Source organism: Rhizobium sophoriradicis, from assembly GCF_025200795.1.
GTDB classification, from domain to species: Bacteria; Pseudomonadota; Alphaproteobacteria; order Rhizobiales; family Rhizobiaceae; genus Rhizobium; species Rhizobium sophoriradicis.
The window spans coordinates 4205001-4230422 of sequence record NZ_CP104152.1 but is presented as its reverse complement, the minus strand read 5'-3'; the positions used below and the strand labels follow the sequence as shown (position 1 = coordinate 4230422).

The 25422-nt window shown below is 60.4% G+C and carries 18 protein-coding genes, 1 tRNA gene and 2 rRNA genes (1 of these 21 cut by a window edge); 8 read left to right on the top strand and 13 right to left on the bottom strand.

Annotated elements, in window-relative coordinates:
• Positions 1-6 precede the first annotated feature (6 nt).
• Positions 7-1293, bottom strand: coding sequence for an ABC transporter substrate-binding protein (locus N2597_RS20625; protein ID WP_183598635.1), 1287 nt, complete (start codon positions 1291-1293; stop codon positions 7-9).
• Between the two features lie 263 nt (positions 1294-1556).
• Here N2597_RS20625 and N2597_RS20620 point away from each other — a divergent pair, with 263 nt between their 5' ends.
• The 5 genes from N2597_RS20620 (at position 1557) to N2597_RS20600 (ending at position 6857) form a co-directional block, all read left to right on the top strand.
• A complete protein-coding gene (locus N2597_RS20620) occupies positions 1557-2234 on the top strand; it encodes a TetR/AcrR family transcriptional regulator (RefSeq protein ID WP_038685980.1) in 678 nt (225 codons plus the stop codon).
• 131 nt (positions 2235-2365) lie between these two features.
• Positions 2366-3514, top strand: coding sequence for a Gfo/Idh/MocA family protein (locus tag N2597_RS20615; protein WP_077990199.1), 1149 nt, complete (start codon positions 2366-2368; stop codon positions 3512-3514).
• Positions 3515-3517: 3 nt separating this feature from the next.
• Positions 3518-4681 carry a dihydrodipicolinate synthase family protein gene (locus N2597_RS20610; RefSeq protein WP_077990198.1) on the top strand — a complete coding sequence of 388 codons (1164 nt, stop codon included), beginning with the start codon at positions 3518-3520 and terminating at the stop codon, positions 4679-4681.
• Positions 4682-4708: 27 nt separating this feature from the next.
• A complete protein-coding gene (locus N2597_RS20605; protein WP_183598633.1) occupies positions 4709-5539 on the top strand; it encodes a sugar phosphate isomerase/epimerase family protein in 831 nt (276 codons plus the stop codon).
• Between the two features lie 40 nt (positions 5540-5579).
• Positions 5580-6857, top strand: coding sequence for a Gfo/Idh/MocA family protein (locus N2597_RS20600; protein ID WP_077990196.1), 1278 nt, complete (start codon positions 5580-5582; stop codon positions 6855-6857).
• 10 nt (positions 6858-6867) lie between these two features.
• Here the strand turns inward: N2597_RS20600 and N2597_RS20595 are convergent, their stop codons facing one another.
• The 3 genes from N2597_RS20595 to N2597_RS20585 are packed head-to-tail and all read right to left on the bottom strand — an operon-like array spanning position 6868 to position 10767.
• On the bottom strand, positions 6868-7878 hold the full coding sequence (locus N2597_RS20595) for a hydroxyacid dehydrogenase (protein ID WP_183598631.1): 1011 nt from the start codon (positions 7876-7878) through the stop codon (positions 6868-6870).
• A complete protein-coding gene (locus N2597_RS20590; RefSeq protein WP_183598629.1) occupies positions 7875-9731 on the bottom strand; it encodes a DUF2264 domain-containing protein in 1857 nt (618 codons plus the stop codon). Before N2597_RS20590 ends, N2597_RS20595 begins: the two co-directional genes overlap by 4 nt.
• Positions 9732-9735: 4 nt before the next feature.
• Entirely contained in the window at positions 9736-10767 is a 1032-nt protein-coding gene (locus N2597_RS20585) for a LacI family DNA-binding transcriptional regulator (protein WP_096763494.1), read from the bottom strand.
• A gap of 143 nt (positions 10768-10910) precedes the next feature.
• On the opposite strand from N2597_RS20585, the gene N2597_RS20580 reads away from it, so the two are divergent.
• The gene (locus tag N2597_RS20580; protein ID WP_183598628.1) at positions 10911-12197 is read left to right on the top strand and encodes an ABC transporter substrate-binding protein; all 1287 of its coding nucleotides are present in this window, start codon (positions 10911-10913) and stop codon (positions 12195-12197) included.
• Positions 12198-12302: 105 nt separating this feature from the next.
• Here N2597_RS20580 and N2597_RS20575 read toward each other — a convergent pair whose 3' ends face one another.
• The 5 genes from N2597_RS20575 to N2597_RS20555 are packed head-to-tail and all read right to left on the bottom strand — an operon-like array spanning position 12303 to position 17703.
• Positions 12303-13274: a glycoside hydrolase family 26 protein gene (locus N2597_RS20575; protein ID WP_106796013.1), complete on the bottom strand. Its 972-nt coding sequence runs from the start codon at positions 13272-13274 to the stop codon at positions 12303-12305.
• 3 nt (positions 13275-13277) lie between these two features.
• Positions 13278-13799: a DUF995 domain-containing protein gene (locus tag N2597_RS20570; protein ID WP_038685959.1), complete on the bottom strand. Its 522-nt coding sequence runs from the start codon at positions 13797-13799 to the stop codon at positions 13278-13280.
• Positions 13800-13833: 34 nt separating this feature from the next.
• The gene (locus N2597_RS20565) at positions 13834-15699 is read right to left on the bottom strand and encodes a glycosyltransferase family 2 protein (RefSeq protein WP_183598625.1); all 1866 of its coding nucleotides are present in this window, start codon (positions 15697-15699) and stop codon (positions 13834-13836) included.
• The gene (gene galE / locus N2597_RS20560; RefSeq protein WP_077990189.1) at positions 15696-16679 is read right to left on the bottom strand and encodes a UDP-glucose 4-epimerase GalE; all 984 of its coding nucleotides are present in this window, start codon (positions 16677-16679) and stop codon (positions 15696-15698) included. Before galE ends, N2597_RS20565 begins: the two co-directional genes overlap by 4 nt.
• 1 nt (position 16680) lies before the next feature.
• Positions 16681-17703 (bottom strand): UDP-glucuronic acid decarboxylase family protein, encoded by a 1023-nt coding sequence (locus tag N2597_RS20555; protein ID WP_077990188.1) that lies wholly within the window; start codon positions 17701-17703, stop codon positions 16681-16683.
• Positions 17704-18087: 384 nt separating this feature from the next.
• On the opposite strand from N2597_RS20555, the gene N2597_RS20550 reads away from it, so the two are divergent.
• On the top strand, positions 18088-18411 hold the full coding sequence (locus tag N2597_RS20550) for a hypothetical protein (RefSeq protein ID WP_077990187.1): 324 nt from the start codon (positions 18088-18090) through the stop codon (positions 18409-18411).
• Positions 18412-18512: 101 nt separating this feature from the next.
• On the opposite strand, the gene N2597_RS20545 is transcribed toward N2597_RS20550, so the two are convergent.
• Positions 18513-19295, bottom strand: coding sequence for a helix-turn-helix transcriptional regulator (locus tag N2597_RS20545; protein ID WP_038685949.1), 783 nt, complete (start codon positions 19293-19295; stop codon positions 18513-18515).
• Between the two features lie 475 nt (positions 19296-19770).
• Here N2597_RS20545 and N2597_RS20540 point away from each other — a divergent pair, with 475 nt between their 5' ends.
• Entirely contained in the window at positions 19771-23175 is a 3405-nt protein-coding gene (locus tag N2597_RS20540) for a DEAD/DEAH box helicase (RefSeq protein WP_183598623.1), read from the top strand.
• Positions 23176-23239: 64 nt separating this feature from the next.
• Here N2597_RS20540 and N2597_RS20535 read toward each other — a convergent pair.
• The 3 genes from N2597_RS20535 to N2597_RS20525 all read right to left on the bottom strand — a co-directional run.
• Positions 23240-23316: transfer RNA gene (locus tag N2597_RS20535), tRNA-Met, on the bottom strand.
• 95 nt (positions 23317-23411) lie between these two features.
• Positions 23412-23526: ribosomal RNA gene (gene rrf, locus N2597_RS20530) — 5S ribosomal RNA — on the bottom strand.
• Between the two features lie 212 nt (positions 23527-23738).
• Positions 23739-25422, bottom strand: a 23S ribosomal RNA gene (locus N2597_RS20525) (it continues 1257 nt past the right edge of the window).

Below are 25422 nucleotides of genomic sequence, written 5' to 3'. Positions count from 1 at the left end.
ACGGGATCAGCCTCGTGCGAGAATTTGCGTAATTTCGTCGACAAGCTGTTTGCCTCCGTCGGAAGGAGACAGCTGCCCGAAGGCGACCTGCTCGGCGATGTTGCGCAATGTCAGCTCGCCTTCACCGGCGCCGGCCGGGGGCGGCGGGGGCAATTTGCCCGCGAGAGCGCCGAGACCGCTGACATAGTCCAATGCGACCTTGCCGTTTTCATCGAGCTTCGCCGCAACAACCTCGCGCATGGCAGCCGATTCCGGAATGCCGCGTTCGACATCCAGGAGCAGCACTGCCTCAGGATTCTTGACGAAGAAATTGACGTAGTCCACCGCCAGGTCGATCGATTTCGACTGGGCCGAGACCGAGAAGAACATCGAAGGCTTGCGATAGTGGCCGCCCTTCGAATCCGGCTTAACGCGCATGTAGTTCGTGAGCGCCAGCTTGTCCTTGTTCATTGCCTGATAAGCGACGAACTGGTTGGAGTGGGCAAAACCGGCGGCCGATTTGCCGAGCGATACCGTGTTGGTTTCGATATCGTTCTTGTCAAGGGCTTGCACGTCGGCGGGAACGCAGACTCCGGCCTCACGGAACTTCGCCCACATGTCGTACCATTCCGATGCGTCTTCCACGCCGAAGGCGATCTTGCCGTCGGCAGTGTAGAGCGCCTTGCCGCGCTGACGCAGCCAGTTCTCGAACAGCGGTTCCGCGCCGCTGCCGTCGGCGATACCGAACATGCCCTTGCGCTTGCCCGCTTTGGTGATTTCCGCCCCCATGCGGGCGAACTCATCCCAAGTGGTCGCCTGCGTCGGCAGATCGACGCCCGCCTCCTTGAAAGCGGTCGTGTTCAGCACCGTGGCTGCCGAATTCGCGCCAAGGCTGACGCCATAGAGATGGCCGTCGACGCTACCGCCCTCGATCTGGGCCTTGTCGAAATCATCGAGATTAAGCTTGGCCGGCATATAGGATTCGAGCGGAGCAAGCGCGCCGCGCCGCGCATATTGGACGATGTAGCGATAATCCATCTGGATGACGTCGGGCGCATTGCGGCCGGCGACCTGGGTCGCAAGGCGCGGCCAGTAATCGCCCCAGCCGAGGAATTCGCCGGTGATCGACGTGCCGGGATTCTTCGTCTGATAGAGCTGCGACACCTTGTTGGTGCGGTCGGCACGCGGCTGCGAGCCCCACCACAGGAGACGCAGGCGCTTTTCCTGTGCCAAGGCGCTGGTGCCGAGCGCTGAAAGCGACAGAAGGGCTGCGCCTCCGGCCACGAAATTACGTCTATTTACACGCAGAGTCATTTTTTTCCTCCTCCAAAGGGAAGCGCCTCCACACGCTTCCAAACCAGTTTTGCTTGCGCAAATAACTAATTGGTTACAAGCTACGAGCAAAGCGGCAACCCTGTCAAGCGGTGTCGGTCAGAGCATGATGGCGAAAAGCGTCGCGGTTGCAGGCGACGTCATGCTCCGACCTTCTGTTGCGCGGGCTGCCATTCGAAATTCGGTTTTTACAATTTCGCATCGAAGGCTTATGAGCGCAACACGTGACGACAGGGGTGGAGCTGATGAACGACAACGGGGGAAACAGGGAAAGGAAGCAGGCCCGGCGACCGTCGCCGGAGCGGACGGCCCAACGTGATCCGGAGCGGACGCGCGCGGCGATCCTCGAAGCGGCAACCCGGGAATTCGCCGAAAACGGCATGGGCGGCGCCCGCGTCGACGCCATCGCCGAGCGGGCCGGCACCAACAAACGCATGCTCTACCACTATTTCGGCGACAAGGAGCAGCTCTACCTGAAAGTGCTCGAGGAGGCCTATGTCGGCATCCGCACCGCCGAGCGCGCCCTGCATATCGGCGATCGCAGCCCGGAGGAAGGCATCGGCGAACTGGCGCTCTTCACCTGGCGCTATTTCCTCCAGCATCCGGAATTCCTCAGCCTGCTCGGCACGGAGAACCTACATCGCGCCCGCTGGCTGCGTCAGTCCGTCCGGCTCAAGGAGCTGCATTCGCATCTGATCGGTGAGCTTTCCCAAGTGCTCGAGCAGGGAAAGAAGCAGGGCGTCTTCATCGAAACCGCCGATCCCCTGCACGTCTACCTGACGATCGCCTCGCTCGGCTATTTCTACCTTTCCAACCAGTACACGCTCTCGACGATCTTCGGCCGCGACCTTCTCGAGCCGAGCCATCTCGACGCCTGGGAAAAGCATATCGTCCACGTCACGCTGGCCTCAATCAAGCGCTGAGTCTCGAAAGCAGGATTTGACTCTTGACAGGCTCGCCGCTCTTCTGCCATCAAGTAACCGTTTAGTTACCGGCTTGGGAGGGCCGGGCCAGGACGCCCGCTCCCGCCGCAAAAAATTGCAGGGAGGAAAAAATGGCACGCTTGGGGATCATCTTGCACGGCGTCACCGGCCGCATGGGTTACAACCAGCACCTGGTGCGGTCGATTCTGGCCTTCCGCGACCAGGGCGGCATCACGCTGAAATCCGGCGAGAAACTCGAGATCGACCCGATCATCGTCGGCCGCAACGGCGCCAAGATGGAAGAGCTGGCGAAGAAGCATAACATCAAGCGCTGGTCGACCGATCTCGATGCCGCGCTCGCCAATCCCGACGACACGATTTTCTTTGACGCCGGCACGACGCTGATGCGCGCCGAGCTTCTGTCCAAGGCGCTCGACGCCGGCAAGCACGTCTATTGCGAAAAGCCGATTTCCGACGATCTGCAGGTGGCGATCGACCTTGCCCGCAAGGCGCGCGGCTCCGGCCTCAAGCACGGCGTCGTCCAGGACAAGCTTTTCCTGCCCGGCCTGCGCAAACTGGCGCTGCTCAGGGATTCCGGCTTTTTCGGCAAGATCCTCTCGGTGCGCGGCGAATTCGGCTACTGGGTCTTCGAAGGCGATTGGGGCGTGCCGGCGCAGCGCCCCTCCTGGAACTACCGCAAGGGCGACGGCGGCGGCATCATCCTCGACATGCTCTGCCACTGGCGTTACGTGCTCGATAATCTGTTCGGCGAGGTCAAGGCCGTCTCCTGCCTCGGCGCCACGCATATTCCGCGCCGCATCGACGAGCAGGGCAAGCCCTATAATTGCGACACCGACGATGCGGCCTATGCGACCTTCGAGCTCGAAGGCGGCGTGATCGCGCAGGTCAACTCCTCCTGGGCGGTGCGCGTGCGCCGCGACGATCTCGTCACCTTCCAGGTCGACGGCACCCATGGTTCGGCCGTCGCCGGGCTGACGAAATGCTGGAGCCAGCACCGCGTCAACACGCCGAAGCCGGTCTGGAACCCCGACCAGCCGCAGACGATCGATTTCTACAAGACCTGGGACGAGGTTCCGGACACGCAGGCTTTCGACAACGGCTTCAAGGCGCAGTGGGAAATGTTCATCCGCCATGTCGTCGAAGATGCGCCGTGGCCCTATGGGCTGGAAGCCGGCGCCAAGGGCGTGCAACTGGCCGAGCTCGGCCTGAAATCCTGGGCTGAGCGTCGTTGGCTCGATGTTCCCGCACTGGAGTTCTGAGCCGTGACGACGATCAATCTCCCCCTCGACGGCAAGATCATCCCCTATACGCTGACCGGCACCCCAATCGAACTGAAGAAGCGCGACGCCAAGGCCTTTCCGCGCATCGCCTTTGCCGCCGCCCATGTCGTCGCCGACCCGCTCGCCGACAACGATCCATGGCTGACGCCGGCGATCGACTGGGAGCGGACGCTCGCCTTCCGCCACCGGCTCTGGGATCTCGGCCTCGGGGTCGCCGAAGCCATGGATACGGCGCAGCGCGGCATGGGCCTCGGCTGGCCGGAAGCGCGTGACCTCATCCGTCGGGCGCTTAGCGAAGCCGCCGGCCGCAAGGATGCATTGATTGCCTGCGGCGCCGGCACCGACCATCTGATACCCGGCCCCGAGGTAACAATCGACACGATCCTCAAGGCCTATGAAGAGCAGATCGAAACGGTCGAGGCGGCAGGCGGCCGCATCATCCTGATGGCAAGCCGTGCGCTTGCCGTCACTGCCAGGAGCCCGGACGATTATATCAGGGTCTATGACCGCATCCTTCGCCAGGTCAAGGAACCCGTTATCATCCACTGGCTCGGCGAAATGTTCGATCCGGCGCTTCAGGGTTACTGGGGCAATGACGACCATCTGAAAGCGATGGAAACCTGCCTTGAGGTAATCGAAGCCAATGCCGGAAAGGTCGACGGCATCAAGATCTCCCTGCTCTCGAAGGAGAAGGAAGTGGCGATGCGCCGCCGGCTGCCGAAAGGCGTGCGCATGTATACCGGCGACGATTTCAACTATGCCGAGCTGATTGCCGGCGACGAAGAGGGCCATTCGGACGCGCTGCTCGGCATTTTCGATGCGATCGCGCCGGCAGCCTCCGCTGCCCTCGACGCGCTCGGCCGCAAGAGCAATCACGAATTCTTCGATCTGCTCGAGCCGACGGTGCCGTTGTCGCGCCACATCTTCAAGGCGCCGACCCGCTTCTACAAGACCGGCGTCGTCTTCCTCGCCTACCTCAACGGCCTGCAGGACCATTTTACCATGGTTGGCGGCCAGCAGAGCACGCGTTCGCTCACGCATCTGGCCGAACTCTTTCGCCTGGCCGACAAGGCGCGGGTGCTGGCCGATCCGGAACTCGCAGCGGCGCGGATGCGCCAGGTGCTGGCCGTCCACGGCGTTCACTGATCTCAGGCACGGCAAGGGAGGAATGAGATGCAGGTCGAAGGACTTTCGATCAATCTGGCGACAATCCGCGAGCAATGTGGCTTTGCCGAAGCCGTCGATATCTGCCTGAAGCATGGCATCACCTCGATTGCGCCCTGGCGCGACCAGGTCGCCAAGGCCGGCCTCGATGAGGCGGTGCGCATCGTCAAATCGAACGGCATCAAACTCACCGGTCTTTGCCGCGGCGGCTTTTTTCCGGCGGCGAACGAGGCCGACTGGCAGAAGAACCTCGACGACAACAGGCGGGCGATCGACGAGGCGGCGGCATTCTCAGCCGATTGCCTGGTGCTCGTCGTCGGCGGGTTGCCGGGCACTTCCAGGGATATCGTCGCGGCCCGCCAGATGGTGTTCGACGGCATTGCCGCGGTGCTACCGCATGCACAGGCATCAGGCGTGAAGCTCGCCATCGAGCCGCTACATCCGATGTATGCCGCCGACCGCTCTTGCGTGAACACGCTCGGCCAAGCGCTCGACATGTGCGAAGCCCTCGGCGAGGATGTCGGTGTCGCGATCGACGTCTACCACGTCTGGTGGGACCCCGATCTTGCCAACCAGATCGCCCGCGCCGGACGGATGAAACGGATCTTTGCCCACCACATCTGCGACTGGCTGGTGCCAACCGAGGACATGCTGCTCGACCGCGGCATGATGGGCGATGGCGTCATCGACCTCAAGGGCATAAGACGGATGATCGAGGACGCCGGCTTCTTCGGGGCGCAGGAGGTGGAGATCTTTTCGGCAGAGACCTGGTGGAAGCGCCCGGCCGACGAGGTGATCGCCACCTGCGTCGAGCGTTTCCGGAGCTGCTGCCAGATCTGATTTCAAAATTCGTTTCATCAGCATGCAGGAGAATCATTCGATGGAGAAACGCCGTTTTGCCCTGATCGGCACCGGAAACCGCGGCACCACCATGTGGGGCAAGGACCTGCTTGCCGGCTGGCGCGAACATGTCGACCTCACAGCCATCGTCGAGAAGAACTCGCTGCGCGGCGAGCGCGCCCGCAACATGATCGGCAGCAATGCGCCGCTTTACGAAAACATCGATTCCATGCTCGCCGAGCAGAAGCCGGATCTGGCCATCGTCTGCACGCCCGACCAGACGCATGACGATATCATCGTGCGGGCGCTGGAGTCCGGCATCGACGTCATCACCGAAAAGCCGATGACCACCTCGATCGCGAAAATTCGCCGGATTCTCGACGCCGAGAAGCGCACCGGTCGCCGGGTCGATGTCTCCTTCAACTATCGCTATGCGCCGACGGCGGCCCGGATCAAGGAACTGCTCAATGCCGGCGAGATCGGCCGGGTGACCTCCGTCGACTTCCACTGGTACTTGAACACCAAGCACGGCGCCGACTACTTCCGCCGCTGGCATGCCTATACGGAAAATTCCGGCAGCCTGTTCGTTCACAAGGCCACCCACCATTTCGATCTCCTGAACTGGTATCTCGACAGCGACCCCGAGGCCGTCACGTCCTTCGCCGATCTGCAGAACTATGGCCGCAAGGGCCCGTTCCGCGGACCCCGCTGCAAGCTCTGTCCGCACGCGCATGAATGCGACTACTATCTCGATCTCGAAAAGGATCCCTTCCTCGATCAGCTTTACGAGGATCCTTCGAAGATCGACGGCTATTTCCGCGATGGCTGCGTCTTCCGCGAAGATATCGATATTCCCGACACGATGGTGGTGTCGCTCCGCTACCGCAACAACGTCCATGTCTCCTATTCACTGAATACGTTCCAGCCGATAGAGGGCCATCACCTCGCCTTCAACGGCACCAAGGGCCGTATCGAAATCCGCCAGTATGAGGCGCAGCCCTGGGAACAGCCGAAGGAGGACACTATTCTTCTCATCCGCAATTTCCCGAATGGCAAGGAAGCGGTCGAACGGATCGTCGTCCCGCATTTCACCGGCGGCCATTACGGCGGCGACGACCGGATGCGCAACATGATCTTCAAACCCCACATGGAAGACCGGCTCGGCCAGCGCGCCGGCACGCGGGCGGGCGCCATGTCCGTGCTCTGCGGCATTGCCGCGCTGACGAGTTCGCGCACCGGCAAGGTGGTCGAAATCGCCGAGCTGATGCCCGAACTTGCCAATGACGGTTCACCCAATTCGCTGAGGACACCGCGCTGACGCTAAAGCGTCAGGCGATGTTTTCGAGATCCTGCCGGCGGATCTGGTAGAGCAGCGGCCGGCCAGTCGTGAAACGCTCGACCTCATCCGCCGCCATCTCGCCGAGACGCGCCCGCTCCAAGCCGATGGCACCGGCAATGTGCGGGGTCAGGAAAACGTTCGGCAGATCGTAGAAGGCCGAACCGGCCTCCGGAATTTCCGGATCGGTCACATCGATAACCGCGTCGATGCGGCCGGTCTTCAGCTCCGAAAGCAGAGCGGCCTCATCGATGAGGATGCCGCGCGCCGTGTTGATGAGCGTCGCGCCGTCCTTCATCAACGACAGTCTTCGCGCATCGATCATATGCTGCGTCGACGGCAGTGACGGCGCGTGCAGGGAAATAATATCAGCGCGTCGCATCAATGCGTCGAGCTCGACCTTCTCCACTCCAAGGCCTGCCGCCTCGGCGGCATCGACCATGGGATCGAACAGCAGCAGCCTGTAGTCGAACGGTTTCAACAGCTCGATCACCCGCCTGCCGATGCGCGAGGCGCCGATTATCCCGAGGGTGCGGCCATAATTCCCGATCGCTTCGTGCTGCATCGGATAGGTGCGATCGCGGTGGCGGTCGGCGACATAGAGATCGCGGAACCGGAAGGCGCGCTTGCCGGCGAAGAGGATCGCGGCCAGCGTGAATTCGGCGACCGGCACCGCATTGGCCTCGGCCGCGTGGCTGACCGCGATGCCGGCTTCGAAGATGGCCTCGTCGATGATGCCCTTCACCGTACCCGCAGCATGGACGATCAGGCGAAGCCGCGGCGCGGCGGCGGAAATCTCGGGCCCGACATAGGGTGCGCCCCAGCCGGTAACCAGGATTTCGGCTTCGGAAAGCAGTCGCCTTGCCCGCGCGTCGTCGAGGCGCTGCAGCGGCTCGGGGTCCAGCAGGCGGCCGATCGTATCGAGCCGGCGCAGGATCTCGGCGGGCAGGACATGCTCCGTGCGCGACGGCTCCATGGCAAGGACGATTGCCGGGCGGCTCATGGCATCTGGCCCGGGGCTTCGATGGCGCTGACGGTCACACCCTTTTCCCGCACCAGCGCCTCCAGCGCCGCAATATCAGGCGCTTCTGGCGGCCGCGTCCAGGCGGAGGCGACGGCAGCGGGATCGCCAAGGGCCAGCACCGCCGTCACCAGGATGGTTTCGCCGGCCGGAATCTGGCCGCGCAGTTGCGGCACGATGGTCTTGGCGACGATCATATTGGTGTTGGGCTGTGCCTTCTGCGCGAGCCCGGCGCGTTCGACCGATGATCCCAAGTCGAGAATACCGCTGAAATCGGCTTCGCCGATCGCATAGGCAGTCCCATCCGAAGCCGACAGCGTGTCCAGCTCGAAATCCCGGCGAGCGATGGCAAAGCCGCCTTCGGCGACCCTCAGCGGCCGGGCCGCCCTGATCCGGTGGAGGCGGATATGCCAGGGGACCGCGGGCGCCAGCCAGCTTTCGACGCTGACATCGGGGAAAGGTGACCATTTCGCGTAAAGCACATTGCCAGCGATCCTGGCTTCCTCATTCGTCTCGCGCACGCGGTAATGCAGCCCGTCGTCACTGAAGGCCAGCATCGAATCGAAAGCGGCGAGCGCAAAGCCGCGTTCGTCAGATTCGACGCTGAAGCCGTAACGGGAGGAATAGGCGAATTTCGCGTATTTTTCCGTTCCGAAGCGCATCTGCAGATTTTCCTGGCCGGCCGATAGCGCCACGACGTCGCCGCCCGTCCGCATCATCACCATGCCGGGATGGCGCTGGGGAACGACCTCGGGCGCCTGCTCCGGCGCCTTTTCTTCGGCGGTCCAGAACGGATGATTCTCGGCGATCGCAAGCGGCAGAAAGGCCTTCAACGCCCAGTAGGGCGAGCCGGCGGAATTGTAGCTCTCCGACATCAACAGGTTCGGATAGCCGAAACCGATCGACAGAACGCCGTCGCGATCGGCGATCGGCTTGTCCCTCCACCAGCGCAGATGCTGCAGGCAGAGGTGCTTGACCTCGCCCCAGGGCAGTGCCTCGACATCGGCGAAGGCCAGCGCCGACCAGAAGCCGGCGCAGGCGAAACGATAGGTCAGGCTGCGGCCGAAGGGGATCGTGGCACCGTCGGCGGCAAACCAGTGGCGAAAATCCCGGGCGAAGAGGATGGCGCGTTCGCGGTAGCGCTTGGCGTAATCGTCGTCGACGAGCTTCGAATAGATCAGCCCGTAAAAATGCATGGCGAAGGGAATGTAGTGATCGATGCGGCGCACGTTTCCGTCGCGATACCAGCCGTCGCCGATATAGAAGCCCTCGAGCTCTTCCAGATATTGCCGTGTCAGACTGCGGTCGAAATCGGCGCCGAGACGATCGAGGGCGATGTCGACGAAAATACGGAAAAATTTCCAGTTGTTGTCCGCATAGTCGAACTGCCTGGCGTGCTTGAGGTAGGCGATGACATTGCTGCGGGCGCGCGCATCGAGCGGCTTCCAGATTTTTTCCGGCACCAGCGCCAGGGCAAAACCGAGCGCGGCAAGCTCGACCATGCGTTGGTCGCGGCCATTGACGGTTCCCCAATATTCGGGATGAGCGGGATCGGTGCCGTTTGCAAGGCCCTCGGCAAAGCGATGCCAGTGGGCGAAGTCGCCGCCGCCGGCGCCGAGCGGGGCCAAGCCCCAGAGCGGGCGGGCGAAACCTTCGAGATCAGCCGCCGCCCGGTCGAAATGGGCGGCGCCGCCGCTCAGCCTGACGCGGGCATTGCCTTTCGAAAAATAGGCAAGCAGCGGATCGAAGAGATCAAGCAGGGCGCGGCTCATATCAGCGCGCGTTTCGAGCGGATTGCCGGCGAGCGGATTGGCGCTGGCGGGATCATAGGTCATCGGATTACTCACGGGGTTCGACAATCACAACGGTCCCTCCCGCAACGGGAACGACAGCCTGGCAGATGTGGCGTGCCGGCGCCGTCCTGTTGCGGAAACGGGACAGCATCAGCGAAATGGCTTCGCGACCGAGAGCGGCGCGGTCGACGCGCATGGTGGAAAGCTGCGGATTGGTCATCAGCGCACAGGGCAGGTCATCGAAACCGACGATGGCGAAATCCTCCGGCACACGCAGGCCCGCTTCGATGACAGCCTCGAGGACGCCGACGGCGATGAAATCATTCATGCAGAAGGCGGCGGTGAAACCGGCATTCTCGGCGAGGATCGCCGCCGTGCGTTCATGGGCCTCGCGGCTGGCGCTGCCCTGCAAGGTCATGGCTACGAAACGGCCTTCGGCGCCGGGGACAGCGGCAATCGCCGCCTCGAAACCGCGGATCCGCTCACGGATCGTCTGGCGATGAGAGCCGCTCAGATGCAGGATGCGGCGATGGCCAGCCTTCGTCAGCCGGCCAGTCGCCTGATAGGCGCCGAAGAAATTAGCCGGCGAAACCCCATCGAAACGCATTCCGGGATCGGTGCCATTGACGAGAACGGTCGGCACCATGGCGTCCTGCAGCCAGTCGCGCAGCATCTCATTTGGATCGATGCCGACGAGAAAGAGACCTTCGGCGGCCGCGGCCCGCATATAATCGCGCGCGGCGTCCGGCGTGATGCGCTCCTCCCGGACCATCCGGACTTCGAACGGCATGCCTGCTTCGGCCGCTCCGGCGCGCAGGCCCTCGACGATCGCCTCGTAGAAGACGCTGAGGCCACCTGTAACGCCGTCGCTGGCGATCAGCGCCAGCCCGCCGGCGACGGCCTCAACAGCCGGCTTGACCGGGTAACCGTGCTCGGCCGCGACCTTCAAAATCTGACGCCGGACGGTTTCGCTGATGCCCGGCTCGTTCGCCAGCACGCGCGAGACCGTTGAGACCGAGACGCCGGCCAATGTGGCTATATCGGCCTGTCGCGGCCGTCTGATTTTCTGATCGTTCATGGGCAAAGCTTATGCAAACTACGCAAATTTGCAAGACTAACGTTATTTCTTGCAATAATTAGTTTTTTGCGTAGGCTGGTTGCCGGAATGCCCGCAGCGCCGTTGGAGGATGGCAGCGGGCAGATGGGGAAAAGGAGGATAGTATGCAGGTCAACCGCCGTTCATTCCTGATGGGTTCAGCCGGTGCAGCCGCCGGCCTGGCGTTCGGCGCGGGAAGCGCCATTCCGGCCTTTGCCGAAGACACGTCGCTGCGCGCCATGTGGTGGGGGTCGAACGACCGCGCCAAACGCACGCTGGACGTCGCCAAACTCTACCAGTCAAAGACGTCAGGCGTCACGATCGTCGGAGAATCGCTTTCCGGCGACGGCTACTGGACGAAGCTCGCAACCCAGATGGCCGGCCGTTCGATCGCCGACATCTTCCAGCTCGAGCCGGGAACGATCTCCGACTATTCCAAGCGCGGCGCCTGCATGCCGCTCGACGAGTTCGTCCCTTCGGCATTGAAGGTCCAGTCCTTCGGCCCCGACATGCTGAAACTGACCACCATCGACGGCAAACTCTATGGTGTCGGCCTCGGCCTCAACTCCTTTTCGATGTTCTTCGACACGGTCGAATTCGAAAAGGCCGGCATCCCAGTGCCGACACCCGATCTCACCTGGGATGAATATGCCAAGCTCGCCGTGGAACTCGCCAAGTCCTCCGGCAAGGGCGGAGGCCCCTATGCCGCCCGCTACGCCTATGTGTTCGACGCCTGGCTGCGCCAACGCGGCAAGAGCCTATTTGCTAGGGAAAGCGTCGGGCTCGGCTTCACGGCCGACGATGCCACGGAATGGTTCGATTACTGGGAGAAGCTGCGCAAGGCCGGGGGCACGGTGGCTGCCGACGTCCAGACGCTCGACCAGAACACCATCGACACCAATGCGCTTGGTCTTGGCAAGTCGGTCATCGGCATGGCCTATTCTAACCAGATGATCGGCTACCAGCTGATCATCAAGAACAAGCTCGGCATCACCATGCTGCCGCGGGAAAAGAAGGGAGGGCCATCGGGCCATTACTACCGCCCTGCGCTGATTTGGAGTGTCGGCGCCACCACGAAGAACGGCGAAGCGGCGGCGAAATTCATCGACTTCTTCGTCAACGACATCGAGGCCGGCAAGATTCTCGGCGTCGAGCGCGGCGTGCCGATGTCGCCGGTAGTGCGTGAAGCCATTCTGCCGCAACTGAACCCGACGGAGCAGGAAACGGTCAAATACGTCAACATGCTCAAGGATCAGGTCGGCGAATATCCGCCGCCGGTGCCGATGGGTGCAACCCAATTCGACCAACGCGTGCTGCGCCCGATCTGCGACGAACTCGCCTTCGAACGGACCTCGCCCGCCGATGCGGCGACCCGGCTCGTCGAAGAGGGTAAGGCAACGCTCAAGGGATGATCGGCTGCCGGATATGAGAGGAGAGGCCCGCAAAACCCCGGCGGGCCTTTCTGGTTTACTGATGAAGCGCGTTGCGATCTTATGGATTTGCGCTTCAGATGCCTTTCAGTTGGCTGCCAGGCTTTCGACCACGCGCCAGTCCGGCCGGCCGAGGTTGAAGGGCCAGGCGTGCACGTCGCGGTCATTGAAATAGACCACTTCCTGAAGGTTCGGGAAGGCGCTCTGCTTCAGCGTCGCGGTTTCGATCCAGGGTCTCATATAGGCGTCGCCGCCTTCGTAGCCGAGCTCTGCGACCCAGATGGGCTTTCCATAGCCGGCGACGAGATCATAGCCCTGCTTCAACGCTTCCGAAAAGGTCCGGTGCTTGTTGTAGGCAAGCTCGTCATAGCGCTGGAGCCCGAAAACCGAGAGGCCGACAAGATCGACGTAGTCGTCGCCGGGATAATAGGCATCAAGGCCGGGCTCCCCCTTCGGCGACCACATGAGCTCGGTGCCGGGCGCCTCGTCGCGAACGATATCCATCATCCGCTTATAGGCGGTGATGTAATCCGCCGGATTCCAGCCGGACCATGAAAACCGGCCCGACTTGTCCTCCATTTCCTGGCCCCACCGGACGATCACAGGGCTCCTCAGCTGAGAGATCATCTGCGCGATCGCCCGCATGTTGACGTCGTAATCGCCCCGCAGCACCTTGCGGCGAAGCTCTTCTGAGGTCAGCCGCCAGTCGACGTCCCAGGACCACGGCTCGACCGTGATCAGCAGGTTGCGGCCTCTGGCCTGGGCATAGGCATCGGCGACACGCAGCGTCTCCAGATCAACGTCTTCCCAGGGCAGGAACAGGGCTTCGGTCGAGACATTCGTCTGAGCGCCGAAATCCCCATGCGGGTCATAGGCGCCGAACTTGATGCCGTCGGCATGAACCACCGGGCGCTTGTCGATGATCGTTCGCATGCTGGATGCCTGGTTCGGGGCAATGCCGGCATATTGCACCTCGCTTCGGCCCGGCAGATCCGCGACGCACAATAGCAGAAGTGCGAGCGCAGCGGTCGAGAGGTGGTTTTTCATCAGCTTCTTCATGGCTTACCCTCCTTTTCGGGCAAGTTCCTGGTCCGACAGGACCTGCTTCAGATCGCGTGCCTTGGCGCTGACAGTATCCGCGGCAACAAGCTTGCGGAATTCATCATCCTCGCGCACCGAGGAATGGCGGAAGACGTACCAGTTGCCGTTCGGCTGGCGCCGCTGATAGATCGTGTTGCCGATCTTGCGGTGACCGAAACAGGTGCTGGCGCGCGCCGCACCCTCGGCATTCGTCCAGGTGGCGCGCATGCAGAGCTGGCCGAGGTCATCCACGACCCATTTGCCCTCGGCAAACGACTGCTTGCCCTTGTCGTTCACCCAGGCGACAAACCGCCGGCCATCCTCGATGAAGCGGCCGCCACCGGTGTCCCAGGTCCAGGTCCTGTCGCCGTAGATCCGATAGAGCTCATAGGCGCTGAGCGGCGTCGGCTCTTTCTTCTTTGCGGTCTCGGCACCCTGCGCCGCCAGTGGCAGGCACAGGCTGAAAGCAAGGGCCGCCCCATAGAGTCTCGATCCGATACGCATGACATCCTCCTCGACACTGGCCGGATCCGCCGGCTCACACACCTTGTTCGCTCCGTCCCACGCTCCCGAAGCCATTCCATCTGAGGCGGAACTTCACGGTTCGGGTTTTGCTGCCACCGAGGCCGGCACCGGCCACGGCAAATTGCGATTGGCTGAAGCTGATGAACGACTGACCGTGAGAAAGAGCCTCGAGACTGCGCAGCCCATGGCCGCCGACCTGCATGCTGCCGGTGATGCAGATTGCAAAGCCCGTCGCCGTTGCCAGCCACAGGCCGCGTGACTGCGGCAGCAGCGGCAGACCGTTCTCGATTGCATGACGAAGGGCGATCAGCACCGTCAGCGACAGATAGATTGCCAGATTGATCGCAGCGAAAATATAAAAACCCTGGGCGGCCGCGGCGTCGGCGGCGAAGACCATGGCGACGGCGCAAAGGCCGGCGAGGCAGATGTAGGGTGCCAAAACGCGCAGCGGCAAGGAATGCTGCTCCTGCCTGCCTTTCGGGGTGATGCGAAAGTCGACGAAAGAGCCGGAGAGGTGGTCGCGAACAGCCGCCAGGCTGCCGGCAAGCGACCACGGCCAGCGCAGGAAGATGAAGGCAAGCCCCTCCCAGCCGAACAGTTTCGCATTATGCGGCCTGAAAGTTCCCGTCGCCCGCCAGAAGAATGCAAACAGCATCAGCACGATCGATATCGGCGCGAAATGCAGCAGGAAATCCGGATAGGTGACAGCGACGAAAATATGGCCCGTCAGCAGAGCGGCAACCGGCAGCAGGAACATCACCGCCATGACGGCGGAGAACAGCGGGTACCAAAGTTGCGAAAACACGAACTGGAATTTCAACCGCCAGGGCAGGTGGGCGACATAGCGGCGGGAGTAGCGCAGCAGGATGGTGACGAGGCTGCGTGACCACTGAAATTCCTGGACGGCGAGATCGACGAAGTTCGCCGGGCCGTCGCCGTGAGCGATCGCGTCGACGGCATGGACACCGCGCCAGCCGCCGGCATTCATCATCAACGTGGTCGAATGATCTTCGGCAAGTTCGGGGCCAAGGCCGCCGATCTCACGCAGGGCCGATGTGCGAACCGCATAGTGGGAGCCGATGCAGAGCGGTGCCCAGCCATTGTTGTAGCCGGTCTGCAGCGAACCATGCAGACTTGCCTCCGCATAAAGCCTTCCCCGCGCCGCCCAGCTTGCCGCCGCATTCGCATCACAGATGCTGGGAGCGGTGACATAGCCGACGCCAGGATCGGCGAAGGGGCGCAGGACTTCACGGAGATAGGTCGGTGTCGGCACATGATCGGCATCGAACTGGGCGACGAAATCGTAACGTGCATAGCCGAAATGGTCGTAGAAATAGGCAAGGTTGCCTTCCTTGCATCGCGTCCGGCGCGGCCAGGTCGTGCGGTGATACTCGGCCACGCCTTTGCGGGTGGAGATCAGCACGCCGTGCTCGGCGCACCAGCGTCTGGTTTCCTCGGAAGGATCCTCGTCGGCCAGCCAAACGTCGAACTTGACGCCGATCTGATCGAGCATCGCCTGCAATGTGGCGCGGACGACGGCAAAGGGCTCGGACGGCGCCTTGGTGACGACCATCGCCATGCGTCCTTCCGGCAGCGGTGTGCGTGAGCTGATTGTTCTTGCATTGAGGAAGATCAGAATGAAATAGGCTGGGACGAGCGTGATCCAGGCAAGTACGACTGTGACAAGCACGAAGGCAGCCCAGGAAATGATATGGGCGGCCTGACACCACCAGATCCAGAAATAGCCGAGTGCCGCCAGCCAGCAGAGGATGCCAAAACCATATGCGACACGATTCCACCGGGTGAAAACAGGCTTGAACGGGCCGGCGGCAGCTTTCGCCGTCTTGATCGGGTAACCTAATTCCGAAATGAGGCTCATGCCGTCACCTCCAGCCCGAAGGTGGGGCCGGCAGTGCGGATGATCGTATCAATATCCGAGAGTGTCGGCGCGAAGCCGAGCTCCGCCTTCGCCCTCGCCGTATTGGCAAAAAGGATCGGCGGATCGCCGGCACGGCGGGAGCGATAGCGGACAGGCACTTCACGGCCGGTCATGCGATAGATGACATCGAGAATCTCGCGCACCGAGGTGCCCCGGCCGGAGCCGAGATTGACGCTGAGGGAGTCGCCGCCCGCCATCAGGTGATTGACGGCTGCCAAATGCGCCTGTGCGAGATCGCTGACATGGATATAGTCGCGAACGCAGGTTCCGTCGGCTGTCGAATAATCGGTGCCGAAGATATCGAGCCGCTCCAGCTTGCCGGCGGCAGCGAGAAGGGCACGCGGGATGAGGTGGGTCTCGGGCTCGTGGCGCTCGGCAAGCTCACCATCGGGATCGGCGCCGGCCGCATTGAAATAACGCAACGCGGCAAAGCGGATGCCATAGGCGGCGGCAAAATCCTCGAGCGCCATCTCGAAGATCAGCTTGGTGCGGCCATAGGGATTGACCGGCTGCTGCGGTGTTTCCTCCCGTATCGGCAACGAGGCGGGAACGCCATAGGTGGCGCAGCTGCTCGAAAAGACGATCCGGTCGATATCCTGATCGAGGCAGGCTTCGAGCAGCGTCAGGCTGCCGATGACGTTGTTGCGGTAATATTTTCTCGGCATGTCGACGGATTCGCTGACATAGGCGTTGGCGCCGCAATGGATAACGCAATCGGGCGAAAATTCAGCCAACGTCCGGCGCAACGCGACCGCATCGCCGAGTTCACCGCGGATGAGCGGCCCCCAGCGGACGCTGTCGGCATGTCCGGTCGACAGGTTGTCGTAGGTAACCGGGATGATTCCGGCGCGCGACAACGCTTTGCAGATGTGACTGCCTATGAAACCGGCACCGCCGGTGACGAGAATGTAGCGGGGCATGTCATACGGCCTCCGCCTTCTCTGTCCGGGCAAGCAGGCCATCGAAATATTCGACCGTGCGCGCCAGGCCGGCTTCGAGCTCGATTTGGGGCTGCCATCCCAGCTCGGTTCTGGCACGGGAAATATCCGGCCGCCGCTGGCGGGGATCGTCGACGACAGCAGGCAGGTGAATGATGCGGGAGCGCGAATTTGTCAGATCCCGGATGATTTCGGCCAGGCGCCGGACGGTGAATTCGCCCGGATTGCCGAGATTAATCGGGCCGTGGCATGCGCTGCCGGCTGCCGAGAAACGCAGGAAACCTTCAACGAGATCGTCGACATAGCAGAAGGAGCGGGTTTGCTGGCCGTCGCCGTAAATCGTCAGGTCGGCGTTGCGCAGAGCCTGAACGATGAAATTGGAGACGACGCGGCCGTCATCCAGGCGCATGCGCGGTCCATAGGTGTTGAAGATGCGGCCGACCTTGATGTCGACGCCGTAGGTCCTGTGGTAGTCGAAGAACAGGGTTTCGGCGCTGCGCTTGCCTTCGTCGTAGCAGGCACGCGGCCCGATCGGATTGACATTGCCGCAATAGGTTTCGCGCTGCGGGCTCTGGTTCGGATCGCCATACACCTCCGATGTCGACGATTGAACGACGATCGCACCGGTTTTTCGCGCACAGTCCAGGGTGTTGACGGCGCCCAGCACATTGGTGAGCAATGTGCCCACCGGATCCCGCTGATAATCGGGCGGAGAGGCGGGGGAGGCAAAATTGAAGATGAGCGACGCCTCGATATCGAAGGGCTGACGAACATCGTGCTCGATGATGCGGAAGCGGGGGTTCGACTGGAGATAATCGACATTCACACGGCGGCCGGTCGAAAAATTATCGAGGCATATGACGCTGTGGCCGCGTAGCAGGAGTCTTTCGCAGAGATGCGAACCAAGAAAACCCGCTCCGCCATTGACAAGAGCGGTGCCCGGATTCTTGAGCACCGGTACGCCTTGTACTTCAGAATATCCTTCGCCGGGAACGAAACTACGCATTACAAACTCCTTCCCTTATCTCAGTCTTTTGATTTATTCAGGCATTGCGTATCTCAATTCTCCGGCCGTTAATTTCACGTTGTTAGTATATCTGCTCAGATAGCTAACAGTTATTCTTCGGATAATTGAATTACTATTTTAATGATAATGAGACTGTTAGAGAGGTCAACATTAAAAGCATATAGAACCCAAAATAAGTATCGAATTGTTCTTTAATGTAACAAATAATTAATCATTTTATATCTTTTTTCACGTAGAACGGGAATCCATACCTCACTCAAGCTTTGCTCAATAAAGAAAGGATACAAAGAAATGAAGCGCCGGCCGCGCGGAACTGCACGGTCGGACTTGCATCCGGAAACGCCATGTGCGAGGGGTTTGGCCATGTCGAAAAAACAAGCTACAGCGCAGCCGAAAGGCTGGCGTCTATTTCATTTTGCGATGATTGCCTGTGTCACGACGCTTCTTGCGGTCGGATCGACAGCTTGTGCGGTCGTTGGCGACGACCTAGCCGCCGTCGCTAAGAAGAATGTCGTCGCCTTTCAGGCGCCACGCGTCTCGACGGCATACGCCTACCCGGAAAAGCGGGCCGTACGGCCGGCCGCAACACCTGCGCGCGTCGTCGCCTATCACGGATCAGCCCCGTATATCTGCTCTCCGAGCGGCTTCGGACAGAAGTCGCGCTGCTTTGCGCGTCCATCGATCTGAAGCAAATCCTTGGAATCGCACCGAGGCAAGGATAGATTATCCCGTAGTACACCGTGCTGCGGCTTTCCTTGCGCCTCTGAACAGAGGCGCTGCGCTATAGATCAGTTGCGCCAACGACTGGACATCTCGTCATCGCCGGCGGGATGTTCATTGAAGAAGCGGGACGCAGCTTCCGTGCGGTTTCGGACGTTCATCTTCTTATAGATGTTGCGGACGTGAACCTTCACGGTATTTTCGGAAAGATGCAGCTTGTCGGCGATAATCTTGTTCTGCGTCCCCTTGCAGATGAGATCGAGGATCTGAACCTCACGGGTCGTCAAGGCGGAGATGCTGTCGCGTCTCAGCTTGAGCGCATTGGTGCGCGCAGCATCGACCGATCTCGTCTGATAGAGTGAAGGCTCCAGTTGGGCGCTCTTGTTGCCGAGACGATTAAGAAGCGCTGAAGGAAAATGCTCCCCGCCCTTCATCAGCAGATCCACCGCGGCCATGAACACATCAAGCCGAAGATTGAGCGGCAGGACACCGTCGATGATCCTTGCCTCCACTAAACGGCTGACATAGGGTTCCAGCATGTCGATGGCCTCGACGACAAGTCCGATAGAGGCTTCCGGGTGATTTTCCCGCACCGCCTTCAACGCTTCCTGAAGCTCAGGCTGGGGTATATGATAGAATAATACGAGCTTCAGATCGCTGGTATCCTTTTCCAGCATCGGATTCGTTTTTGATATGCTTGGCACGTCGCAGTTCGGGAATTTCTTTGCCAGTGCTTCCACCATGCATTCTGAAAAAAGATCCGCCTTGGCAACTACAACGATAGTATCTCCGGAAGCGCTGGACTTTCTTGCCTGGTCGGTATTCTCCATTCCTGAGCCTGTCATGAACATATACGCCTCCCCTAGCGTTACACTTTACTCAAACGTGAAGCGATGGCGGGTATAAGATAGTATGAAATGCCGCCCCCTTGATGTCACCGCCCTCTTCTTTAGACATTTCTTAATTATGTTAATACGGATTGAGAAGGAAGGAAATGGCCCAAAGTGATTAGTTTTCGCGAGCAAAAAACGATACATTACTGCACATCGGTTGTATTTTTGTTGGCCCATATACTATAGGCTTATATTTGCTCTCACTATAGATAATCAGAGGAATGTAATGTTTCAGTACAAATTGTAATATTTATATCATCTTTGCTCAACGAGTATGAAGGCGGGTAAACCGTCGCAGGTTGTTGGCTCAACCCAGCGCCCACTGGCGGAAGCTTCGGCCGGACGCGTAATCACCATCCATGCTCTTTGATTTTAAGCTGCAATCGTTGCTAAAAGAGGCGCGAGCCTCTTCGTAACTCCTCAGTGAGAAGTCATGCAGGTCGATGCAGACAGGGCGGAACGGGAACGGCTTCTGGCCATTCTCGATTTCTGGCACAAAATCGAGTTTTTTATACCGTACGATCTCTCCAGCCGCCTCGTCTCAGGTGATCGACGGACGGTCTTCTGGCTGCATGCAAAGACGCTCCTCCAGGATGGGGCTGCACTCAGCCGTCCTGTTATACCCGAGGAGAAGCAGATTACCGGCTTTACCTTGTTCCTCGGCGTTTTCAGCAAATCCGAAATCGCCGATATTCGCAGGCACTTCGAGGGTGTTGCGGGCGATATGGCCGAATACGAGGATGCCGAACGCGGCGATCTCGATGGTGACAGCTGCTTTGCCAGCCTGCAGCTCACGCCCTTGGGCGAGCCGATGTTCGAAACCTTTTCGGTTTCCACGCTTCCGTGGGCTCTGGGCCGCGTGCGGAAATCCGGGCTTGCCTCGCTCAGCCACGGGGCTTTTGCCGCCAGCAAGCGGCAACTGTCGGAACTGCTGCAAAACTTTCAGGCGCAGCGGCAGCTGACATCTTCGTCCTTCGAGGCCGGTGCCGATCAGCCGATCGATGCCGCGGAGATCCTGACGCTCAATGAATTGCTCTGCGATTGGGCAGGCTTTGTCTCGCGCGAGGAAAAGCCCGTCGCCGCCGTAGAAATACGTTACCGTGACAGGGTGGAAAGACCTGATCTCATCTCGTTACAGCCGCAACAGGAGGATCAGGCAGCCCATGCCGACGACCAGGAGGACGAAAGTGCAAGCGTTGAAGAAGACATTGGTATCCTGAACAGCTTCTTCATCGAGGACATCGAACGGGCAATGATCTGCATCAAGCAAGGCAATGTCCCAGAGCCGCTCAGGCGATATCTCACCCCGCTGGCCGATGAAAAGCGGATCGACCTCTATTCGCAGGACGGGCGCGCCGCGATCGTTCGGGCGCTGCATCCTGGCAATCCCAACCGTGGACGCTGGCTGAGCGAACCTCACCTCGCAATGAGCCTCATGCAACAGTTCGCGATCAACTCGGCCATTGGCGACCGATTGGAAACGCGTTTATTTTCGGTCAACGGCCCACCGGGCACCGGAAAGACCACTCTGCTGCGCGACATGTTCGCGGATAATATCGTTCGGCGCGCCCGGGTCCTGGCCTCCCTGGAGACGGCACGCGATGCCTTTGACGGCTTGCCGCGGCGCGTCACCTTTGCCGACCGCAGCTCGGCCTCGATATCGGCGCTGATCCCGGCGCTCACCGGATTCGAAATGGTCGTCGCGTCCTCCAACAACGCCGCGGTCGAGAATATTTCGCGCGATCTTCCCAAGCAGAGCGCGATTGCGAAGTCATCTTCCTTCCGATATCTCCAGACGGTCGCCCATAAGATCGCCTGCCAGAAGGACAATGGATGGGTCATCAGGCTCTCCGACAGCGATCGCCCTTGGGGATTGATTGCCTGCGCGCTCGGCAATTCCAGGAACCGCCGAGCGTTCAAGGAGCGGTTCGCCTTCATGGAAATCACCGACAGGTCGAAGCCCGGCTGGTCGGGCGCCGAGAAGCCGCAGACCATCTGGGAATGGTTGAAGAGCTACGAGGGAGCGACCTTCGCCGAAGCGTCGGCCGCCTTCCATGCCGCCGATGACGTGGTTCGCGGCAAGATCGGCCAATATGCCCGCTATGCCGACCTCCGTGATGAAATTGCTCTGGTTACGCAGGATGCATTCTGCCGCGAAACGCTCGAAAAGCTGGCCGCCGCCGCTGACGAGCTTCGCCATGCGCAGAACCGGTGCGACGAGGTCGCGGCCGAAATGGGCCGTATCAAGCAGAGTTTGTCCTCTTTGATGGAGGAGCAACAGCTGCTCGACCGCAGCGCTCCTGCGCGATGGAAGAGAGTGCTTGCGACCAACCCCGCCCGGCGGCATCGCCAAGATGTCGCCGCCAATGCGCGCCAGCAGCTGGAACTGCGCAAGGCGCTGGCGGAATGCGAAGATCGGCTTGCGAAGGCCGAGAAACCCGCGCTGGAACGTGCTTTGCGAGCGCATGACCAAGCCGCACGCGCACTGCGGTCACGACGGAAAATCTGGATTGCGAAGACCGAAGAGCTCGAGCGGCTGGGAGCAATTCTCGGTCACCCCGCCGCACCGGAGCGCCTCGCCGACCTCGACAGCGCGCAGGTGCAGATTGACGGGTTCTGGCATCAGGACGAACTGGCGGCTCTGCGTTCGGCATTGTTCGAAGCAGCATTGACGCTGCACGAAGCGTGGCTGGCTGAGGTCGGTCGGAAGGGCGGAGGTTTCGGCGGCAATATCGTTGCCATCAGCAAACTGCTTTCCAACAACAATCCCGTCGATGACAAACACGTTGCATCGATCTGGCAAAGCCTCTTCATGATCGTTCCCGTCGTCTCGACGACATTCGCCTCCTTTGCCCGGCAGTTCCGCGGTTTCGAAGCCGGCTCGATCGGCTGGGTCTTCATCGATGAAGCCGGCCAGGCCGTGCCGCAGGCGGCCGTCGGAGCTTTGTTGCGGGCGCGCCGCGCCATGGTGATCGGCGATCCCCAGCAGATCGAGCCGGTCTTTACCCTTCCGAGCGCACTGATTGGCGCCGCTTCGGCGCTTTCGCTCCACACGGCGGCAGGCCAATATTCGCCGAACAGGGTGTCGGTGCAGATGCTGGCCGATGCCGCCAATCGCTACGGAACAACGCTTCAAGACGAGGAAGCAGACGGACTCTGGATCGGCAGCCCTCTCAGAGTGCATCGACGCTGCATCGATCCGATGTTCAGCCTTGCCAACCAGATCGCTTACCAGAACAAGATGATCTTCGGGCTGGCAGAGCGCCGGCCGGCCGGCGACGCACCGCCCTTCTATGGCGACAGCGCCTGGATCGACGTCAAGGGCAAGGTGTCGGGCAAACAGGCGGTTGCGGAGCAGACGGACTTCATCGTCGATCTCCTCACCGCGAGCTACCGCCGTTCCGGTGCATTGCCGGACCTCTACGTCATCTCGCCCTTCAAGGAAGTGAAGAACAATCTGCGACGAGCTTTGGCCCAGGCGCGGTGGATCGACCAGGAGGGATATACGGACGCCTCTCCCCCGAAACTGCAGAAGTGGCTTCAGGAAAGGATAGGCACCGTGCACACGTTCCAGGGCAAGGAAGAGGATAGCGTTTTCATGGTGCTTGGCGCCGATGCCGCTCACCGCGGAGCGGCCGGCTGGGCCGCCTCCAAGCCAAACCTCTTGAACGTGGCGCTGACGCGGGCCAAGCGCCGCTTCTACATCGTCGGCGATCGCACGCTGTGGCAATCCCTGCCATATTTCAGGGAGGCGGCGAACGCTCTGGAAACGGTCCAGGCGGCGGAATTCCTGGCACGGAATGCGCTGCACACCAGGGATCCGAACCCGGTCCTTTGACTGAGTGCTAGCTCAGATCTGTTTTGGAATCAAAAAGCCCGCACGAGGCGGGCTTTTGTTTATTTGGTTGCGGGGGCAGGATTTGAACCTGCGGCCTTCAGGTTATGAGCCTGACGAGCTACCGGGCTGCTCCACCCCGCGGTGTTATATTAACACGAAAGGCCGCTTGATGGGCGGCCTTTTGATCGGCTTTGGGCCGTTGGATGTGATGAGAAGATTATAGTTGCGTTTTGCAGACCTGGCAGCGACCTACTCTCCCGCGTCTTAAGACGAAGTACCATGGGCGCAGGGGCGTTTCACGGCCGTGTTCGGAAAGGGAACGGGTGCAGCCACCCCGCCATAACCACCAGGTCGGCAAAGCGCAACTTTGTTTTGAGAAGCTGGATTTGGTTTTGAGCGAATAGGGAGTAGCGAATAGCGAATAGGACTATTTGTTTCTCTTTCGCTGGTTTTGAACACGTCTTTGGAGCGATTTGGGAGCAACTATTCGCTACCCCCTATTCGCTTTTCGCTCACCGGACGAACACTTCGTGTTCGCCGGGAGATGAGCACAGTCAATGAGAACGATCAAGCCGATCGAGCTATTAGTACCGGTAAGCTTCATGCGTTGCCGCACTTCCACACCCGGCCTATCAACGTGGTCGTCTTCCACGGCTCTGATAGGGAACACTCGTTTTCAGGTGGGTTTCCCGCTTAGATGCCTTCAGCGGTTATCCCGTCCATATATAGCTACCCTGCTATGCCCTTGGCAGGACAACAGGTCCACCAGAGATATGTCCATCCCGGTCCTCTCGTACTAGGGACAGATCCTGTCAATATTCCTACACCCACGGCAGATAGGGACCGAACTGTCTCACGACGTTCTGAACCCAGCTCACGTACCGCTTTAATTGGCGAACAGCCAAACCCTTGGGACCTGCTCCAGCCCCAGGATGCGATGAGCCGACATCGAGGTGCCAAACAACCCCGTCGATATGGACTCTTGGGGGTCATCAGCCTGTTATCCCCGGCGTACCTTTTATCCGTTGAGCGATGGCCCTTCCACGCGGGACCACCGGATCACTATGACCGACTTTCGTCTCTGCTCGACTTGTCAGTCTCGCAGTCAGGCGGGCTTATGCCATTGCACTCGACGACCGATTTCCGACCGGTCTGAGCCCACCATCGCGCGCCTCCGTTACTCTTTCGGAGGCGACCGCCCCAGTCAAACTACCCACCATACACTGTCCCGGACCCGGATGACGGGCCGCGGTTAGACATCCATGACGATAAGGGTGGTATTTCAAGGATGGCTCCACGGAAACTGGCGTCCCCGCTTCAAAGCCTACCACCTATCCTACACATGCCGACACGAATGCCAGTGTAAAGCTATAGTAAAGGTGCACGGGGTCTTTCCGTCTGACCGCAGGAACCCCGCATCTTCACGGGGAATTCAATTTCACTGAGTCTATGTTGGAGACAGCGGGGAAGTCGTTACGCCATTCGTGCAGGTCGGAACTTACCCGACAAGGAATTTCGCTACCTTAGGACCGTTATAGTTACGGCCGCCGTTTACTGGGGCTTCGATTCAAAGCTTGCACCTCTCCTCTTAACCTTCCAGCACCGGGCAGGCGTCAGACCCTATACGTCGTCTTGCGACTTCGCAGAGCCCTGTGTTTTTGATAAACAGTCGCTACCCCCTGGTCTGTGCCACCCCATCATACTTGCGTAAAATGGGGTCACGCTTCTTCCGAAGTTACGCGTGCAATTTGCCGAGTTCCTTCAACATAGTTCTCTCAAGCGCCTTGGTATACTCTACCTGACCACCTGTGTCGGTTTCGGGTACGGTCTATACGGTGGAGCTATTTCCTGGAACCGCTCCGCTGCCCTGATAATCCAATAAACCAGAACAACTTGTGCAATCCGTCACTACCACCAGGCCCACGAATATTAACGTGGTTCCCATCGACTACGCGTGTCCGCCTCGTCTTAGGGGCCGGCTAACCCTGCTCAGATTAACTTTAAGCAGGAACCCTTGGTCTTTCGGCGAGAGGGTCTCTCACCCTCTTTATCGTTACTCATGTCAACATTCGCACTTCCGATACCTCCAGGAGCCCTCACGGGTCTCCCTTCATCAGCTTACGGAACGCTCCGCTACCACGTGTATTGCTACACATCCTCAGCTTCGGTGCATGGCTTCAGCCCCGTTACATTTTCGGCGCAAAGACCCTTATTTAGACCAGTGAGCTGTTACGCTTTCTTTAAATG